The organism is Aquimarina hainanensis, from assembly GCF_042684685.1.
In the GTDB taxonomy this organism is placed as follows: domain Bacteria; phylum Bacteroidota; class Bacteroidia; order Flavobacteriales; family Flavobacteriaceae; genus Aquimarina; species Aquimarina hainanensis.
Genome location: NZ_JBHULX010000039.1, coordinates 1 through 15,528, shown reverse-complemented (window position 1 = coordinate 15,528; position 15,528 = coordinate 1). Strand labels below are relative to the sequence as shown.

The following is a 15,528-nucleotide window of genomic DNA, read 5'->3' as shown; positions in this document are numbered from 1 at the left end:
AAATTCTCGACAATTCTCATTTTTTATTTTGTTACGCTAAACCCTTTGAATAAAAATGTGAAATCCTGAAGTATTTTTGTGATATTTGCAAAAAAAGCTCATTAAAACAAAACAATTACATACAAAGGGGGATCATATACTTGCGGTAAGAAAGCACGTATGGTATATCTTATCTCAGAGTTATCTGGATACGGCTATTGACATTTCTGATATTATATATATGGGAAATGAACTGGCTAAAAGTAATCTTTCGATTTCCCAAATAAGAGACATTGACCGTTATGAGGTCCTTCCTGTATTAAAATACAATCTGATTTCTCCTGCCGGAGTATGGACTGATTTTGATAAAGAGTGGCTTTTTAAAGAATGTCATAAGATGTACACAAAAAGAAATCATTGGTCACATCGGTTAAAAACCGGTACTTATAACTTCTTTTTTTACAAGCATTTCCGAAAAAAATTCTGGACAAGATTAGAAGAGCACATCCATTAATATTTAATGTGACATCACATTATACATTACTAATAAACCTGCCAGTATCGAAATAATTCCTATAACTCCATTCATCCATTTAAAAATAGAGATATTTCGTTCGATAAATCGGCTCATTGCAAAAATTAATACATAACTATATACTCCCATTGCCAAAATCACTCCGACAGATTCTACAATTAAGATTAATATTGCATCTGATATCGTTTCTGCTCCAATAATAAGAGCAGAAGTCAATGCTCCTCCAGTACCAGCTAATCCATGCAACATTCCTACCCAGAAAGATCGGTTGATTGGGTTCATAGCTATCTCTTCTCCTGATTTTCCATGAAGGTGGATTGGGTTTCCTGCTACATGGTCATGGGCTTCTATTTTCTTATGATCCGCCATCATATCATTAATTTTATGATTTCTACGGATAGCCATTATTCCCAGCCATATCATAATCGGACCTACTGAGACCTCTGCCCAAAAAGAAATATTTTCTACAAAGGCTAATAATGCCGAGCGAAACAACAAAGCTATTCCTCCAAATAATAATAAGGTAACTGAATGTCCCATCGCCCACTGAGAGGCCGTCATCACAGTTTTAAAAGTGACTTTCTTTTTTTGGATTGCATTTTCTGCCGCCAATACTGATACTGCCGACATATGATCAGGTTCGAAAGAGTGTAAAATACCCGCTATAAGTGGGCGTGTCAGGTTCATTATATTCATATACTATACGGTATGTGTGTTCCCTCTGCATTGATCAGGTAGATCGACAACTTTATATTTGGTGCCAGTTGTATGCAATGGTTATAACACTTTTGTAATAATAATTGATAAAATTTTTCACAGCTCGTAAAAGTAAAAATTTCCTGTAGACGACCTGCCATATTTAACATTAAAACTTTTTTTGCAATTTCTTCCTCATATGCTGCTTCTATAGCCAATTCGTAGATGAATTTTTTGTCCCAGGAGGTTTTCCCACTATGTGTATTGAGTTGTCCCTGAGCTAATTTTGCCGCTTTTCCAAGCATAATCCCCATATAAACAGTCTTTATTTCAGGTGACGAATTGATTTTTTCAAAAGTTTCTCTTATCCAGTTTCCATAATGGATACAAGCATAACTTTCTATAGTTGGAAAAATTGATTTTAACATTTTTTCACTTCTTGCTCCTGAGTTAATTAATAAAGTGGTTGCATTATTTGCTACTGCAACATCAATCCCCTGTTCTATACTGGCAATATAGGAGGATGCTGAAAAAGGAGTAACAATTCCTGAAGTCCCTAGAATAGAAATTCCTTTTAGGATTCCCAATCGGCTATTCAGTGTTCTCTTGGCTATTTTTTCTCCATCTTTAACACCTACTGTAATGGTTACTCCATATGCTGTTAACTGATAATCCGATAAGATTTTTTTACAGACAGTTTCCATCATTCTCCGAGGAACTGGATTAATTGCCGGTTCTCCGATTGCGATTTCCAAACCTGGTAATGTCACAATCCCAACACCTTCTCCTCTTCTGAAAATGATCTCTCTTTCTTCGTTTAATTCGACTGTTACCTGAATTGTCGCTAAATGAGTTACATCCGGATCATCTCCTGCATCTTTTATCGTACTACAAGAAGCCTGCGCTTTATCAATAGTAAAATTCGTAAGATAAAAAGCTGCTACTTCCCCTACCGGTAATTCAATAGTAATTTTCTCTACGGGCTGTTGTGTAACCAGTCCTAATAAAGCTGCTTTGGTACAGGCAGTAGCACATGCTCCTGTGGTATACCCTCTTCGGAGAGGCCGGTCTGGTATGTCTCGTAATTCACTCAACTGTACTGCTTACTCATTAACTTTATTAGTTCCTGTTTTTTGGTTATACGAATATATCGATCTGATAGTATTGGGCGCTCCAGAATTACAATAGGAATTGCACACTCAACAGCTGCTTTAATTTTATCGTATAACTTTCCTGAACTACCACTTTCTTTTGTAAATATTACTTCAGGATTTATATCCCGAAATAACTTCTTTTCTTCTATTGCAGATTGCGGATATCCATATATTAATTGGGTTTCAGGAAACCCTGAAGCCAGGGCTATATTCCTGGAAGAATCCCTGTCTAAAATACGAAACCAGGTTTTATTCTCTTCCCAATATCTCTTCAAATGGGAAATCGTTTGTACTCCTGATAATGCCAGCATGGATGTATATCCTAGGTTTTCTAACAACTGTAATACCTGATTATATGCTGCAACATAGAATACCTCCGGGTGTTTCTCTCTTGGTTCGAAATGCCGCTCCCATCGATACAATTGTATTTCCTCAGGAACTGTAACAATGGTTTTATGAAGCTGTTCTGCAAATGGATGAGCCGCATTAAGAATTATATCTATCTTTTCTCTTTCACAAAACTCTCTTAATAGTTTTTGATCCATTGCTCCATATATAGCAGTACCTTTTCCCGTAAAAGGCACTTTTGTTTTTGTAGTATAGTAATACGGAATATTCAGGTCATCTAATACCCCTGAAACTATCTTTCCTTCTGTCGTACCCCCAAAAACTAATATCATGTTATTACTCTACAATCGAGGTTTAAACATTTTGAGATTCTCCTCGAAATTAAAATTTTATTTTCAATCGTAATATCTAGCTCCTCAAAACTAAGGTGTTTACTTTACAATCTTCTTCTCTTTTTTTCTAAAAATATGATGCCACTTTTCATCGTATAACCAAGATCTGTTTTTACGAGCTCCTATAGCTTCTCCTACAACAATCAGCACTGTACGAGTCAGTTTATTCTCTTTTATAATAGCTGTCAGTTCTCCTAAGGTTCCAGTCCATACAGCTTCATCTTCCCAACTTACTCTATACAATACGGCTAAAGGGGTGTTATCCGGGTAATATTCTAATAATTGTGCCTGTACTTTCTTAGCTATTCCAGCACTTAAAAAGATACACATTGTAGCTCGAAGTTTTGCCATATCTGCAATCTTCTCATGTTCCGGCATCGGAGTATTTCCTTCTCCTCTGGTTAGTATAATAGTCTGAGCTACCTCTGGAATGGTAAATTCTGATTTCAGATATGCTGCTGCTGCCTGAAACGAGGAAATCCCTGGAACAATATAGTAATCGTACCCTTTTTCGTCAAAAATGGTCATTTGTTCCTGAATAGCACCATAAATAGATGGATCTCCAGAATGTAAGCGAACAATAAGTTTCCCCTGACTGTAATATTGATCTATAATAGCTATTTGTTCTTCCAATGTCATTGCCGCAGAGTTCCTAACCAACGCTCCTTCCTTTGCCATATGCGTCAGTGCCTCTGGTACCAGGCTTCCTGCATACAAAATGCAATCTGCCTGCTCTAACAGGTACTGTCCTTTTATCGTAAGCAGTTCCGGATCTCCAGATCCTGCTCCTACAATAGCAATTGCAGATCTGCGCTCATACCGATTCGACAAACTGAGCGCATACGTAAATTTCTTTCCTGAAACAGTGACAGCTTTTGTTTTTTCTACAATCCAGGATTCTTGCCCGGAAATTAAGGCTGCAGAAGCTTCAGATACTCCATATACTCCTACTTTTTTCTTCACTACCTCGGAGGGGTTTGGTACTTCTATTGTATTTAACTCCTCTCCGCTAAATGTTACAAATGGGATTCCATAGTGAGCAGAAAAATCCAAATAGGCTTGTTCTTTTTCTTTTATTGATGCAGAACCAAACGCATATAAGCTTTCTATCGCTATCCCGTGCTCTTTTAGTGCTTGTTTTATCCCTTCTATAAACAGAGAAGGTTCTATATCTTTGGCACAGCCTGTACCCATCGCCAAACAAGGAGGGTAATACGATATGGTTGGAATACCAGTTTGTAGTACCTGATATCCTACATAAATAACAAGTTTATATGCATGCATATCCCATCCTTGTTCTGTATAATAAACATCCACAAAATTGGGTAATGTCTTTTCTAAAAATTCGGTTCCTTTATTTTTAACCTTTAGAATCAAGGCTGTTTTTTTTCTATTTACGAATAAAGAAATAATCGTATTTAATGGGACTGAACTTCTCATTTGCCAGCCATAGGTACTTCCTAGTAGATCCAATGCCCATAACTCCTGTAAATCACTGGAAGTAGAAATTACCGGAGTAGCTGTCAGAATTCTACTTATTTGTTTCGTAATTTCATTTGCCTTTCCTACATGTCCGCTTAATACGGCTTGTACAAACTTTCCCTGATCATCTACATTGATAACTGCCGGATCAGTATTCTTATTTTTTATAAAGGGAGCAATACTCCTGACACAAATACCCAAAGCCCCTACAAATATCCAAACATTATATTGCTGAAAAGATGTTTCTATTACTTCCCCAATCTTCTCTACATGAGTGACCTCACCAAAGAATACTGTATCCCTTGTCGTAAAAACGTTACTTCTATAAAATTCTTTTTGCAATTTCTGAGCGATTGCAACTCCCTGATCTGTAAAACTGACTATCGCAACTTTATGTATGGATTCTGACATGGCATTCTTTATTTAGAGCTATTTAGTTGTACATATAACAGCATACAAAGATACCTCACAAAATAGTTAATTAGTAATCTTGATTCAGTTTTTTGTATTTCTATTTTTTTATTGCCTTGAATAAATGGATTGTATTATGATTATCTATTGTCATTGCCATATTCTCTACAAGGAGCAACCCTAATCGACTACATACTGTACTAAAAGTCTTTTTGCTTTCTTCCCGTACTGCATTAAAAACGATAATTCCTTCATCGGGAAGTATCGATACTAATCGTTCTAACAATTCTGCTAACCTTCCTCCATGCCCTCCGATAAAAACAGTATCCGGTTCTGGAAGCTCTTCTATATCTTGTTCAAAAAAGTCACCTATTCGTTTTTCAATCTCGAAGACTCCAAACCTCTCTTCATTTTCTTGCATGATCAATTGGCAGGATTCTCTTTTTTCAAAAGCAATTACTTTCAGGTTGGGGTTTTTTAATCGTGCTTCAATACTTATAGATCCAGTACAAAATCCGATATCCCATAATACTTTTTTATGCAGAACTTCTAATAAATGAAGGCTTGTCAGACGGACAGGCATTTTGGTAATCATTCCTGGTCTTCCTGCTAAACCTCTAAAAGATTGATCTTTTAAACCAAAATCTACCTTTCTATGTTTCTTTTTTACTAGAATTACACAATTGAGGGGATAAAAACTTTCTTTAGAGGTTTCCTCCAGACTAAGTGTTCGTAATCGTTCTTTGTCTCCTTCCAATTCTTCACCTACAATCACTGTATAATTATCATAACCATACCGTAAAAGACGTGCTGCTATTTTATCCGGGCTTTTATTTTTATCCGTTAATACGCCTATAAGCGAGGGTTGTTTTATAATACAATTATCAAGAGCTTCCCATGATCTTCCGTGTACGCTCACTGTCTGAAGAGAATTCGAGTTTAAAGCCATCTTGTCTGCTAACAACTGGATAGCGCTATAATGAGATATGATCGTGAAATGTGCTGTTGGATATCTATTTTTTAATGTATTAGCAAACCCGTAGAACAATGGATTACCTGATGCAAAAACTACAATAGTATTTTCTGCTTTTTCATATTGCTCAAATACATTTGCCATAGCCCCCTGAATATAAATCCAATGATGACCTTCCGGAAGAAATGTTTTTACCAAATTGTAATGTCTCTTTCCTCCACTAAAAACTCTGTTTTTTGAGATCAGGTCCTTTTCTCTGTTATTGAAATCAGGAATTTTATTACCAATACCTATTATATTAAAACGCATGTACAAGTGTACATAATTTTATAGTAAATAGATTTTTATTTTGAATTAATTTTTCAAACTCTGGTAACTCCAATATTGAGGTATCTGGCACTTAGTGGAACACCTCCATTATTTAATACATATCGTATACTGATGACATCATTGCTTTGCAAGCTATACATCAATACTCCACTGCCTCCCCACCAATCAGTACCAGGCAGAGATACAAAACCTCTGGTAAGATATCCTACCAAGGTATTGTTAACAAAAGCGGCCAAAATATATTTGGTTGTTCCCGCCGGCATATTACTAGTGGATAAAGATGCAGAAATCATATAAGTTCCTGCAGTGTTGACCTGTATTTTTCCATTTCCGACTACGGCATAAGTGCTTCCGGTATTTGACTGTATATGGCTCGCATTAATGGGTAAATCATAATAAGTATTAGTTGCATTGGATAACAGCGTATTGGATGTACTTTCCTCTCTATTCAGTATTATAGTGCTGCTCAGGTGTTTGGAAACTGGGACCCATTGGGAGCTGTCAAATTGGTAAATTTCTTTATCATCACTATTAAAAATCAATGCTCCTTCTTTAATAGCACTTGTGCTAATTGCATTAATTTCTGTTGCTGATGCTATGGGTAAGTTTAGCAACGAGTTTTCATCTATCTGTGCTATTCCAAATTGAAACAGCAAACATAGCGGTATTCCAAGGTATTTCATGTATTAGGGGTTTATCAGCAATTTTTTTATTTATCCATACTTTTCTTTTATAACTACATCTTGTTGTATTTTCTTTTGTTCCCATTTTTTGATTTCGAGTTCCGGTTTGTTGTAAAACATATCCGTATACCCAAAACACAGGTATGCTATCAGCTGATTTTCCTGCGGGGCATGAAGTACTTTTTTTACCTTTTCAGGATCCAGAATGCTTACCCACCCCATACCAATATTCAGTGTCCTTGCCATCAACCACATGTTTTGTACAGCGCATACCACACTGTATTTTCCCATGTTAGGCATACTGGTCTGTCCTAACACAGGACCGTCTTTAGGTTTATAAAACACTGCCATATTCAAGGGGGCTTCCGTAATTCCTTCGAGTTTTAAAGCGATATATTGTTTTTGTTTCTCATCTGCAAAAAGCAAAGCAGCCTTTTTAGTTTCTTCTGAGAAGGTTTCTTTTATCGCTTTTTTAGTTTCTTTGTTTTCTATAAGAACGAACTCCCATGGCTGAGAAAAACCAACAGATGGAGCTTTTAAACCTGCCTGAATAATTTTATCTATAGCAAAAGAAGGAATGGGTTTATCTAAAAAATGATTTCCTCGAACATCTCTTCGATGCAACATAATTTCTTCTAACAGTTCTTGCTCTTCAGGCATAAATATTCGCTGCGAATGTTCTTCTTTCATCTTATATTTTTTCTGATTCTGTTAATGTAAATGCAGCATTAACGATAGCTGCGGCAAAGTTACTTCCTCCTCTTTTTTCTGTTATAAGAGCATATGGAGTCTTTGAAATCATTTTTAATCGTTCTTTGGATTCTATTACATTTATAAAACCTACCGGAGCTCCTACGATACCTGCTGGGGTTAGTTTCCCTTCGTATACCTGGTCTACTATTTCTATCAAGGCCGTTGGGGCATTACCTATAACAAACAAAGCATCTGGGTATTTTGTTGCTGCCAATTTAATTCCTGCCTGAGATCTTGTCAGTCCTTCTGCAGCTGCTATTGAGAGTGCCTCCGGATCATTCAACAAACAAACTACCTCATTTCCATATTTCGCTGTAAAACTTTTGGTAATCCCTGCCTGTACCATTGTTACATCAGTCACTATCGTACCTCCATTCTTTAAATACTTATGCCACTTTGTTATAGCATCGTTCGAAGTTTTGATATAATGAATATACGCAAAGTCTCCAGAGGTATGAATACATCGTATCGCAGCCCATAAAGCATCTTTAGGCAATGTATTCGACGGAATATTTTGTAGAATTTCCTTAAAACTTGCCTGCTGAATTTCTTCCCCTGTTTCTGGTTTTCTATTTAAATATCCTCTAGGTGTAATGAGGTTATTTTTGTATTCGAATGTTTGGCTATTTCCTATCATTACGACACAAAACATATCTACATCTTCTACATTCAGAGTTCCTAATGTAGTTATCTTGATCGTTTCTTCTGAACGCCCTAACTGCTTACAGATAGCAACAGGTGTCATCGGGGATCTGTATTGTAGATAGGTGTCTTTTAATGCCTGTAATTGCCAATATCTTTTTTTGCTTTTGGGGTTGTATAGTCCTGTCACAAAATCTCCTGCTGCTGCTGCATGAATTCTTTTCTCTATGGTGGTCCAGGGAGTCATTAAATCAGACAGTGAAATGCAACAAAAATCGTGTCCTAAAATAGCTCCTAGTTTACTGCCGGCTGTCACAAAAGCAGAGATTCCGGGAACTGTTTCTACAGGAATATCCAACTCTTGTTCTGCTACTTTTTGATATACGATAGATGCCATGGCGTAGATCCCTGCATCGCCAGAACCTATCACAACAACATTCTCTCCTTCTGAAGCATGCTTAATCGCTATTTCTGCTCTTTTTTCTTCCTCGCTTAGTTCTTTCCCAATACATAAAACATCTTCCTGAATCAGATGATTTATAAATTGAAAATAATAATGATACCCAATAACAACTGTAGCTTCTGTTATTGCCTTTGTTGCCATAGGAATCATATAATCTACGTGTCCGGGACCAAGCCCTACAACTTTAATCATTTTCGTATTATTAATAATGAAAAATATGGAATCACCCTATTTTCTAGTATTGTCAAATCTGTAGTAATAAACTCTTTCTCTGTTCCTAAACGTTCGCAATAATAACATTCCCAGTGTTTTTGAAGTATTTGCTGATGAAAGTTTTTCCACCCCGATCTTATTTTCATTAAAACAATGGTGTCAAATTTTTCGAAATAATGCGAGATCTCTTCAATATGTTTTGCTCTGGGAATAATCACTAATTTATCATTCAGTAAGCTTAAGGGAACTTTGTGCTGTGCAGCACCAAGAGAAAATGAATTCACTCCAGGAATTAACCGTACTGGTAAGGAACGTTCTTCCAGAATAGTAAGTATGTAAGAAAAAGAAGCATATAAACTGATATCTCCTTCGCATACAACAGCTACTTTCTTTCCTTTGGTATATGCCTGTTCTATCTTCTGGGCTGTGTCTATATACACCTTTTCTGCAGAAGTTCTGTTATCAGACATTTCCAGATAAAAACCTACAGTTTCTTTATCTGTTAATCGATGATACTCCAAAATTGAATGTACATAACTCTTTTTTACTCCCTGATGTATTGATCCTGGGTAGAAAATGACATCCGATTCCTGTAAGATTCTAAGCCCCTTTAATGTTACGAGTTCCGGGTCTCCTGGGCCCAATGCTACTCCATATATTTTTTGCAAAATTATTACTTCTTTTTCTTTTTTCGTTTATATAAAAATAGCTGCCATTTCTCTTCAGCGACTCCTGCTTTATCCATTTCGGCACGTGCCAGCGTAAAAAACAAATCAGATAATCTATTGATATAGGCTACCACATATTCTTCTACCGATTCAGGGTCTTCATGCATCAATGTTACTAATCGTCTTTCTCCTCTTCGTATCTGTGTACGACACATGTGACATAAAGCAGATATTTCATTCCCTCCTGGTAACAAAAAATAATCTGAAGGAGAGCTGATCGAATCTTCTAATTCATCCATCCATTTTTCGCAAAAATCAGCTCCGTCAACAGGTTTGGGATTAGGGTTTTCTTTTTTAGAATCCGAAGGTCTGGCTAAATGAGACATCATATCCATTAAATCTTTTTGAATTCGATGTAAATTTGTTTGCCATTCGTGACTATTCCCTAATTTAGCTCTTAACAGTCCTATCGTTGAATTAGCTTCGTCAATAGCTCCATTGCACTCTATACGAGCTGAATCTTTAAATTCTCTTTTTCCGCCAAAAACTCCTGTTTTTCCGGTATCTCCTTTTCTGGTGTAAATTTTCATTGTTGACTATACTACGGCTGCTGTTTTTAAATAGGATTCCAATGTCTCCAATACTACTTTTTCCTCTAATTTCTCTCCAATAATTACCAGACGGGTAGCACGTGTATCTTCTGCGTTCCACCTTCTATCGAAATAGTTTTCAAACCTACTGGCTACTCCCTGTACAATCATACGCATTGGCTTTCCTTCCACGTTAATAATTCCTTTAACCCTATATATTTCATAAGTAGTAACAAGTTGTTTTAATCCTGCAATCAATGCCGCTGGCGTATGTGGTTCGCTAATCGTAATAACAATGGAATTAATTGTCTCATCATGATCATGATCATGGTGATGATGTCCATCCTCATCATGGTGGTGGTGATGTGTCTCATGATGAGAGTGTTTTTCATCTACATGGTCTTCTGCCTGAGCACCTACACCCAATAACACATCTACAGAAACATCTCCCTTAACTGCTGATATGATTTTTATTCCTGCTCCTACTCTATTCTGGATAATACTTCTGACTTCTTCAAAAGCTTCTTTATCTATCAAATCTGATTTGGTCATCAGAATCAAGTCTGCACAGGACAGCTGATCTTCAAACAACTCCTCTATAGAAGATTCATGATCTAAATTCTCATCATCTAATCGCTGTGCCTGAACTCTTGCTCTATCACATATTTCTCCGGTAGCTTGCCCTACACTATCAACTACAGTCACTACAGCATCTACTGTAATTTGTGGTTTCAAGTCCGGCCAGTTAAATGCTTTTAACAAGGGTTTAGGCAATGCCAACCCAGAAGTTTCTATAATGATATGATCTATATCTTCTTTTCGCTCCATCAACTGCAACATTGTAGGTAAAAATTCTTCTTGTACAGTACAACATAAGCAACCATTACTCAGCTCTAAAATATTCTCTTCCTCACATCCACAATCATTTCCTTTTAATATTTCTCCATCCATTCCCAATTCTCCAAACTCATTAACAATTATAGCAATCCTTCTGCCATTTGCATTTTTTGCGATTTGGTGGATTAAAGTTGTCTTCCCAGATCCGAGAAAACCTGTTATAATTGTTACGGGTATTTTTTGAGTTGTTAATGCCATCGTATTTTCCTAATTTGTTTACCAACAAAGCTATCTATTAAAGTTTAAAAGAAAAAGGAAATCTTGCGAAGTTTAACAATTACCCCGTATATCAATTCTTTTCAAAAAATCTTTTTTCACGTATCATCATAAAGCTGAATATTTTACATACCCTTCAGCTTCCTTCTTTCTCTTTAAATATGCTTTTCGAAAATCGTAAAAGGATACATATTTATTAACAGTTTGTTTTTCTTTTTTTAAAAAAAACATAACGTTTCTTACTACCAATCAAAAAGAATTGTTTTTTCATCAAAAAAAGACGTTAAACCTCTAAAAGTGTATGGTTTAACCACATGAAAACAATTACTTTTTGTCTTAAATTAGGAGATCGACCAAATGAATCATTTAAAAACAACTAATCAACTTGTAATCTTACACTTACAAGCCCCCTTATCAACAATTTTATCAAAAATGAAACAAAAATACGTATTCTACCTTTTCTTAGTATTCTTTTCCTATACGAGTCAGGCACAATTAAGTGATTTACATTACTTACCACCTTTAAAACAATACAGCAACAACAATGCAATTCAAAAGCAATCTGTTTATTTATCCACCCCAGAAACAACAGCATTTAATGTAACTGTATACAGGGGAAATAGCGCTACTCCATTAACGACTCTTACTGGTTTATCCAATACAAACTCTATCAAATATGACTTAGCCGATGGAGATAATAATATTACATTAGTTACTGACGCTAATACAGGAGTAGTATTAAGTAATGCCGGACTTCGTTTTGAGTCTGCCGGGGGACAGTCTTTTTATGTTAATTACCGGGGACGTCAATCTGCTCAGGCCGCATCCTTAACTTCTAAAGGACGAAGTGCCATGGGAACGAAATTTAAATGGGGAGGGATGCCTTTGCGATCCACAAATACAGCATCTCAATCAGCTACATTAGGTATCATGGCCACGGAAGACAATACTACGGTAACAATTTCCGGATATGACCCTGCTTGTGAATTTAGACTGGGAGGTGACCCTGATGGCATTACTAACGACAGTATTACCATTAGCTTAAACTCAGGACAATCCTATGTACTCCAAGCTATTCTGGCTCAGGCAGCTGTCAACCTTGATGGGTGGATCGGTGCTAGTGTAGAATCTGATAAAGATATTGTCATTAGTAACGGAGGGTTATTATGTATGGTCTTAGCAGGATCTGCGTCAAGAGATGCCGGAATAGATCAACCAGTTCCTGAAGAAATTGTAGGTAGAGATTATGTATTTGTACGGGGAAATGGAGTTGATGGAATGGAAAAACCTATTATTATAGCTACTCAGGATAATACAGAGGTTTTTGTTAATGGCTCTGCAACACCAATAACCACTCTAAACAATGGAGATTATTTTGATATTCCTTCTTCTAATTATTCTGGCACTTCTGCAGGAGCCAATATGCTGGTAACAACTTCTAAAAGTGCATATGCATACCAAGCCTTGGCAGGTTCTTCATCTCAAGCGACTGGAGGACTCAATTTTGTTGCTCCAGTAAACTGTTTAATGCCAAAAATACTTGACAATATTCCTAATATCAGAAACGTAGCTGGATTAAACTTTACAGGAGGTGTAACCATCATCGCTTCAACTAGTACTCCAGATGCAAATATAACAGTAACGGACGGGACAGGATCTGTAACATTACCGGCATCAACTCCCGTTGCCGGAACTTCAGACTGGAAAACATTTTTCATTGCGGGACTAACCGGAGATGTTTCCGTACAATCTACGGGACCTATCTCTGTTGGTTTTTTAGGAGCTAATTCCTCAGCAGGAATCGCAGGTTATTTTTCCGGATTTGACACTGCTCCTGTTGTTGATCTACAAGTAACTGGTGGTGGGTGCCTCCCTGGAGGAACAGTTCAAGAAACCTCAGGAGCTTTCGACGCTTATCAGTGGTTCATGGATGGAGTAGCCATCGCTGGAGCTACCTCCGCTACCTACACTCCTCCTCCTACTGTTGTATTTGCTGAATTATTTGTACGCGTAACCCAAGGATCCTGTACATTTGATTCTGACCCTATTTCAGTATATAGTTGTGATCCTGATATTGTGTTAACCAAAACTGCTAATGCTACAACTTTCAACGAAGGAGATACTGTTACATTTACTATTACTGCTGAAAGTTTAGGAATAGATCCCGTTACCAACCTGGTAGTCACCGATAACCTCCCTGATGGTTTAACATTAATCAGTGCAACTCCTTCTTTTGGTAGTTGGAGTGCTCCTAATTGGACTATTGGAACAATTAATTCTGGTGAAAAACATACATTGACAATTCAGGCAACAATAGATAGTCCCGGTTTATCAAACACTATTATTAATTCAGTTTCTAATACTCAGGATCAAATAGATTCGAATATGACAACTGATGATCCATTCGAAATTATATTTATTGACAATGATGGAGATGGAATTACAGGGGTTGCTGATTTAGATAGTGATAATGACGGGATATTAGACGTTGATGAGTGTGGAGGAAAAGTAGAATATGGAGAAATACAAAGTTTCAGGTTATCAAATGTTTCTAACACCAGTAACGGAGAAGTATTGATCGGTAGCACAGCGACTCAAGGACCATTCGACACCACAAATGGAGGGCAGTTTGATGTACAAATGTCAGGTACCGGAGGATATCTTCTTCTAGACGGGGTACATCAAATGACTAATTCAGGAAGTCAAACTATTCGCTTTTTTGATTCAGGAACATCAAATCCGGTATCGCTCCAGGGATTTGTTTTTACATTTTCAGATTGGGAAGGTTCCGAAACAATTACCGGATTGACATTAACTCTTGAAGATGGAAGTACTTTACAATATAATAATACTAATGGATGGTCTGGTTTTAAAGATAAAGATGGTTTCGGGCTCGGCGATGCTGAAACTGATTTTATTGTTAGTGGTACTGGACTTCGTACAAATTACCCTAATGGCGGAGGAGGTCAAAATAATAAATTTGGAAAATTAGACGTATCCCAATTTAGAATTAAAGAGATTGAGCTAACCGGTTCCGGAACATTTACCTTTGGATGGGAAGACAATGGATTCATTGTTGACTTCTCCTTCACTTGTGATGATACCGATGGAGATGGTATTCCTAACTATCTGGATCTAGACTCTGATAATGATGGATGCTATGATGCCTTAGAAGCTAGCGAAAATGTTACCTCTAGCCAATTAGATGCGAATGGACGAATTAATATTACCGCACAAGGAGGAATCGATAGTGATGGAGTTCCCAATTTAGTTAACTCATCAGGGGCTGCAGATGTAGGAAATGATCAAGGTCAGGAAACCACCGGTAATGAAACTGAAGCGACCAAAATACAAATAGACACACAACCTGAAAATTCAAGTATCTGCTTAGATAATAATGCTACATTCACAATAATAGCCTCTTCTCTAAGCACTACGTCCTATACCGGAACAGCTCCAAGTACAACTCCTGATTATAGTGGAAGTACCTCTACTACTTCAGGCTTAGTATACCTATGGCAAGAACAAGTAAGCGGATCAGGAAGTTGGAATGACTTAACTGATACCGGAATATATAGTAATACAACAACTGCTACATTAACCCTTACAAGCCCTCCATTAAGCTCTTCTACTAACAAATATCGTTGTATCATTACGAGTACTAAAAATTCGTGTAGTAGTTTAACTAGCTCTGAAGCATCTTTAGAAGTCAAACCTAAACCAACTCTGGATGCAACAGATCTAACTAACACCAGCTGTAGTGATGTCGCACTTAGCAGAGACCTGACTCTTGATGTGACTGAAACAGGAACAACCTTTACATGGATTGCAGCGGATAATGCCAATGTAACAGGAGAATCAACTTCCCTGCAAACAACAACAACCATTAATGATGTACTGACCAATACCAGTGGAACAGATCAGACAGTAACCTATACGGTAACTCCCAGTGGAAGTAACGGATGTACTGCCGATGCCTATACAGTAACAGTAACTGTACAACCGGAACCAACTCTGGATGCAACAGATCTAACTAACACCAGCTGTAGTGATGTAGCACTTAGCAGAGACCTGACTCTTGATGTGACTGAAACAGGAACAAC

13 protein-coding genes are annotated in these 15,528 nt (G+C 37.1%); 2 read left to right on the top strand and 11 right to left on the bottom strand.

The annotated features are described in order from the left end of the window. The first annotated feature begins 85 nt into the window (after positions 1-85). Positions 86-493: a DUF7079 family protein gene (locus ACFSTE_RS16065; protein ID WP_176030638.1), complete on the top strand. Its 408-nt coding sequence runs from the start codon at positions 86-88 to the stop codon at positions 491-493. Positions 494-496: 3 nt separating this feature from the next. On the opposite strand, the gene ACFSTE_RS16060 is transcribed toward ACFSTE_RS16065, so the two are convergent. From ACFSTE_RS16060 to cobW, 11 genes are all read right to left on the bottom strand, one after another. Further along, positions 497-1,210, bottom strand: coding sequence for a hypothetical protein (locus ACFSTE_RS16060; protein WP_176030639.1), 714 nt, complete (start codon positions 1,208-1,210; stop codon positions 497-499). After that, complete coding sequence (locus tag ACFSTE_RS16055; protein WP_176030640.1) at positions 1,207-2,304, bottom strand: cobalt-precorrin-5B (C(1))-methyltransferase; 1,098 nt, start codon at positions 2,302-2,304, stop codon at positions 1,207-1,209. The genes ACFSTE_RS16060 and ACFSTE_RS16055 overlap by 4 nt, the downstream gene beginning before the upstream one ends. Further along, the gene (locus ACFSTE_RS16050) at positions 2,301-3,044 is read right to left on the bottom strand and encodes a precorrin-6A/cobalt-precorrin-6A reductase (RefSeq protein ID WP_378254325.1); all 744 of its coding nucleotides are present in this window, start codon (positions 3,042-3,044) and stop codon (positions 2,301-2,303) included. Before ACFSTE_RS16050 ends, ACFSTE_RS16055 begins: the two co-directional genes overlap by 4 nt. A 99-nt stretch (positions 3,045-3,143) precedes the next feature. Beyond that, the gene (cobM, locus tag ACFSTE_RS16045; protein ID WP_254884049.1) at positions 3,144-4,997 is read right to left on the bottom strand and encodes a precorrin-4 C(11)-methyltransferase; all 1,854 of its coding nucleotides are present in this window, start codon (positions 4,995-4,997) and stop codon (positions 3,144-3,146) included. A 100-nt stretch (positions 4,998-5,097) separates the two neighbouring features. Next, positions 5,098-6,279, bottom strand: coding sequence for a precorrin-6y C5,15-methyltransferase (decarboxylating) subunit CbiE (cbiE, locus tag ACFSTE_RS16040; RefSeq protein ID WP_378254323.1), 1,182 nt, complete (start codon positions 6,277-6,279; stop codon positions 5,098-5,100). Between the two features lie 53 nt (positions 6,280-6,332). Next, on the bottom strand, positions 6,333-6,983 hold the full coding sequence (locus tag ACFSTE_RS16035; protein WP_176030643.1) for a hypothetical protein: 651 nt from the start codon (positions 6,981-6,983) through the stop codon (positions 6,333-6,335). A 30-nt stretch (positions 6,984-7,013) separates the two neighbouring features. Then, the gene (gene bluB / locus ACFSTE_RS16030; RefSeq protein ID WP_378254321.1) at positions 7,014-7,673 is read right to left on the bottom strand and encodes a 5,6-dimethylbenzimidazole synthase; all 660 of its coding nucleotides are present in this window, start codon (positions 7,671-7,673) and stop codon (positions 7,014-7,016) included. A 1-nt stretch (position 7,674) separates the two neighbouring features. After that, the gene (gene cobJ / locus ACFSTE_RS16025; RefSeq protein ID WP_378254319.1) at positions 7,675-9,033 is read right to left on the bottom strand and encodes a precorrin-3B C(17)-methyltransferase; all 1,359 of its coding nucleotides are present in this window, start codon (positions 9,031-9,033) and stop codon (positions 7,675-7,677) included. Then, positions 9,030-9,722: a precorrin-2 C(20)-methyltransferase gene (gene cobI / locus ACFSTE_RS16020; protein ID WP_378254317.1), complete on the bottom strand. Its 693-nt coding sequence runs from the start codon at positions 9,720-9,722 to the stop codon at positions 9,030-9,032. The genes cobJ and cobI overlap by 4 nt, the downstream gene beginning before the upstream one ends. A gap of 5 nt (positions 9,723-9,727) precedes the next feature. Then, complete coding sequence (locus ACFSTE_RS16015; RefSeq protein ID WP_176030647.1) at positions 9,728-10,312, bottom strand: cob(I)yrinic acid a,c-diamide adenosyltransferase; 585 nt, start codon at positions 10,310-10,312, stop codon at positions 9,728-9,730. Between the two features lie 6 nt (positions 10,313-10,318). Beyond that, positions 10,319-11,407 carry a cobalamin biosynthesis protein CobW gene (cobW, locus tag ACFSTE_RS16010; protein WP_378254315.1) on the bottom strand — a complete coding sequence of 363 codons (1,089 nt, stop codon included), beginning with the start codon at positions 11,405-11,407 and terminating at the stop codon, positions 10,319-10,321. Positions 11,408-11,857: 450 nt separating this feature from the next. On the opposite strand from cobW, the gene ACFSTE_RS16005 reads away from it, so the two are divergent. After that, on the top strand, positions 11,858-15,528 hold a 3,671-nt coding region (locus ACFSTE_RS16005; RefSeq protein ID WP_378298289.1), incomplete at its 3' end, for a PKD-like domain-containing protein.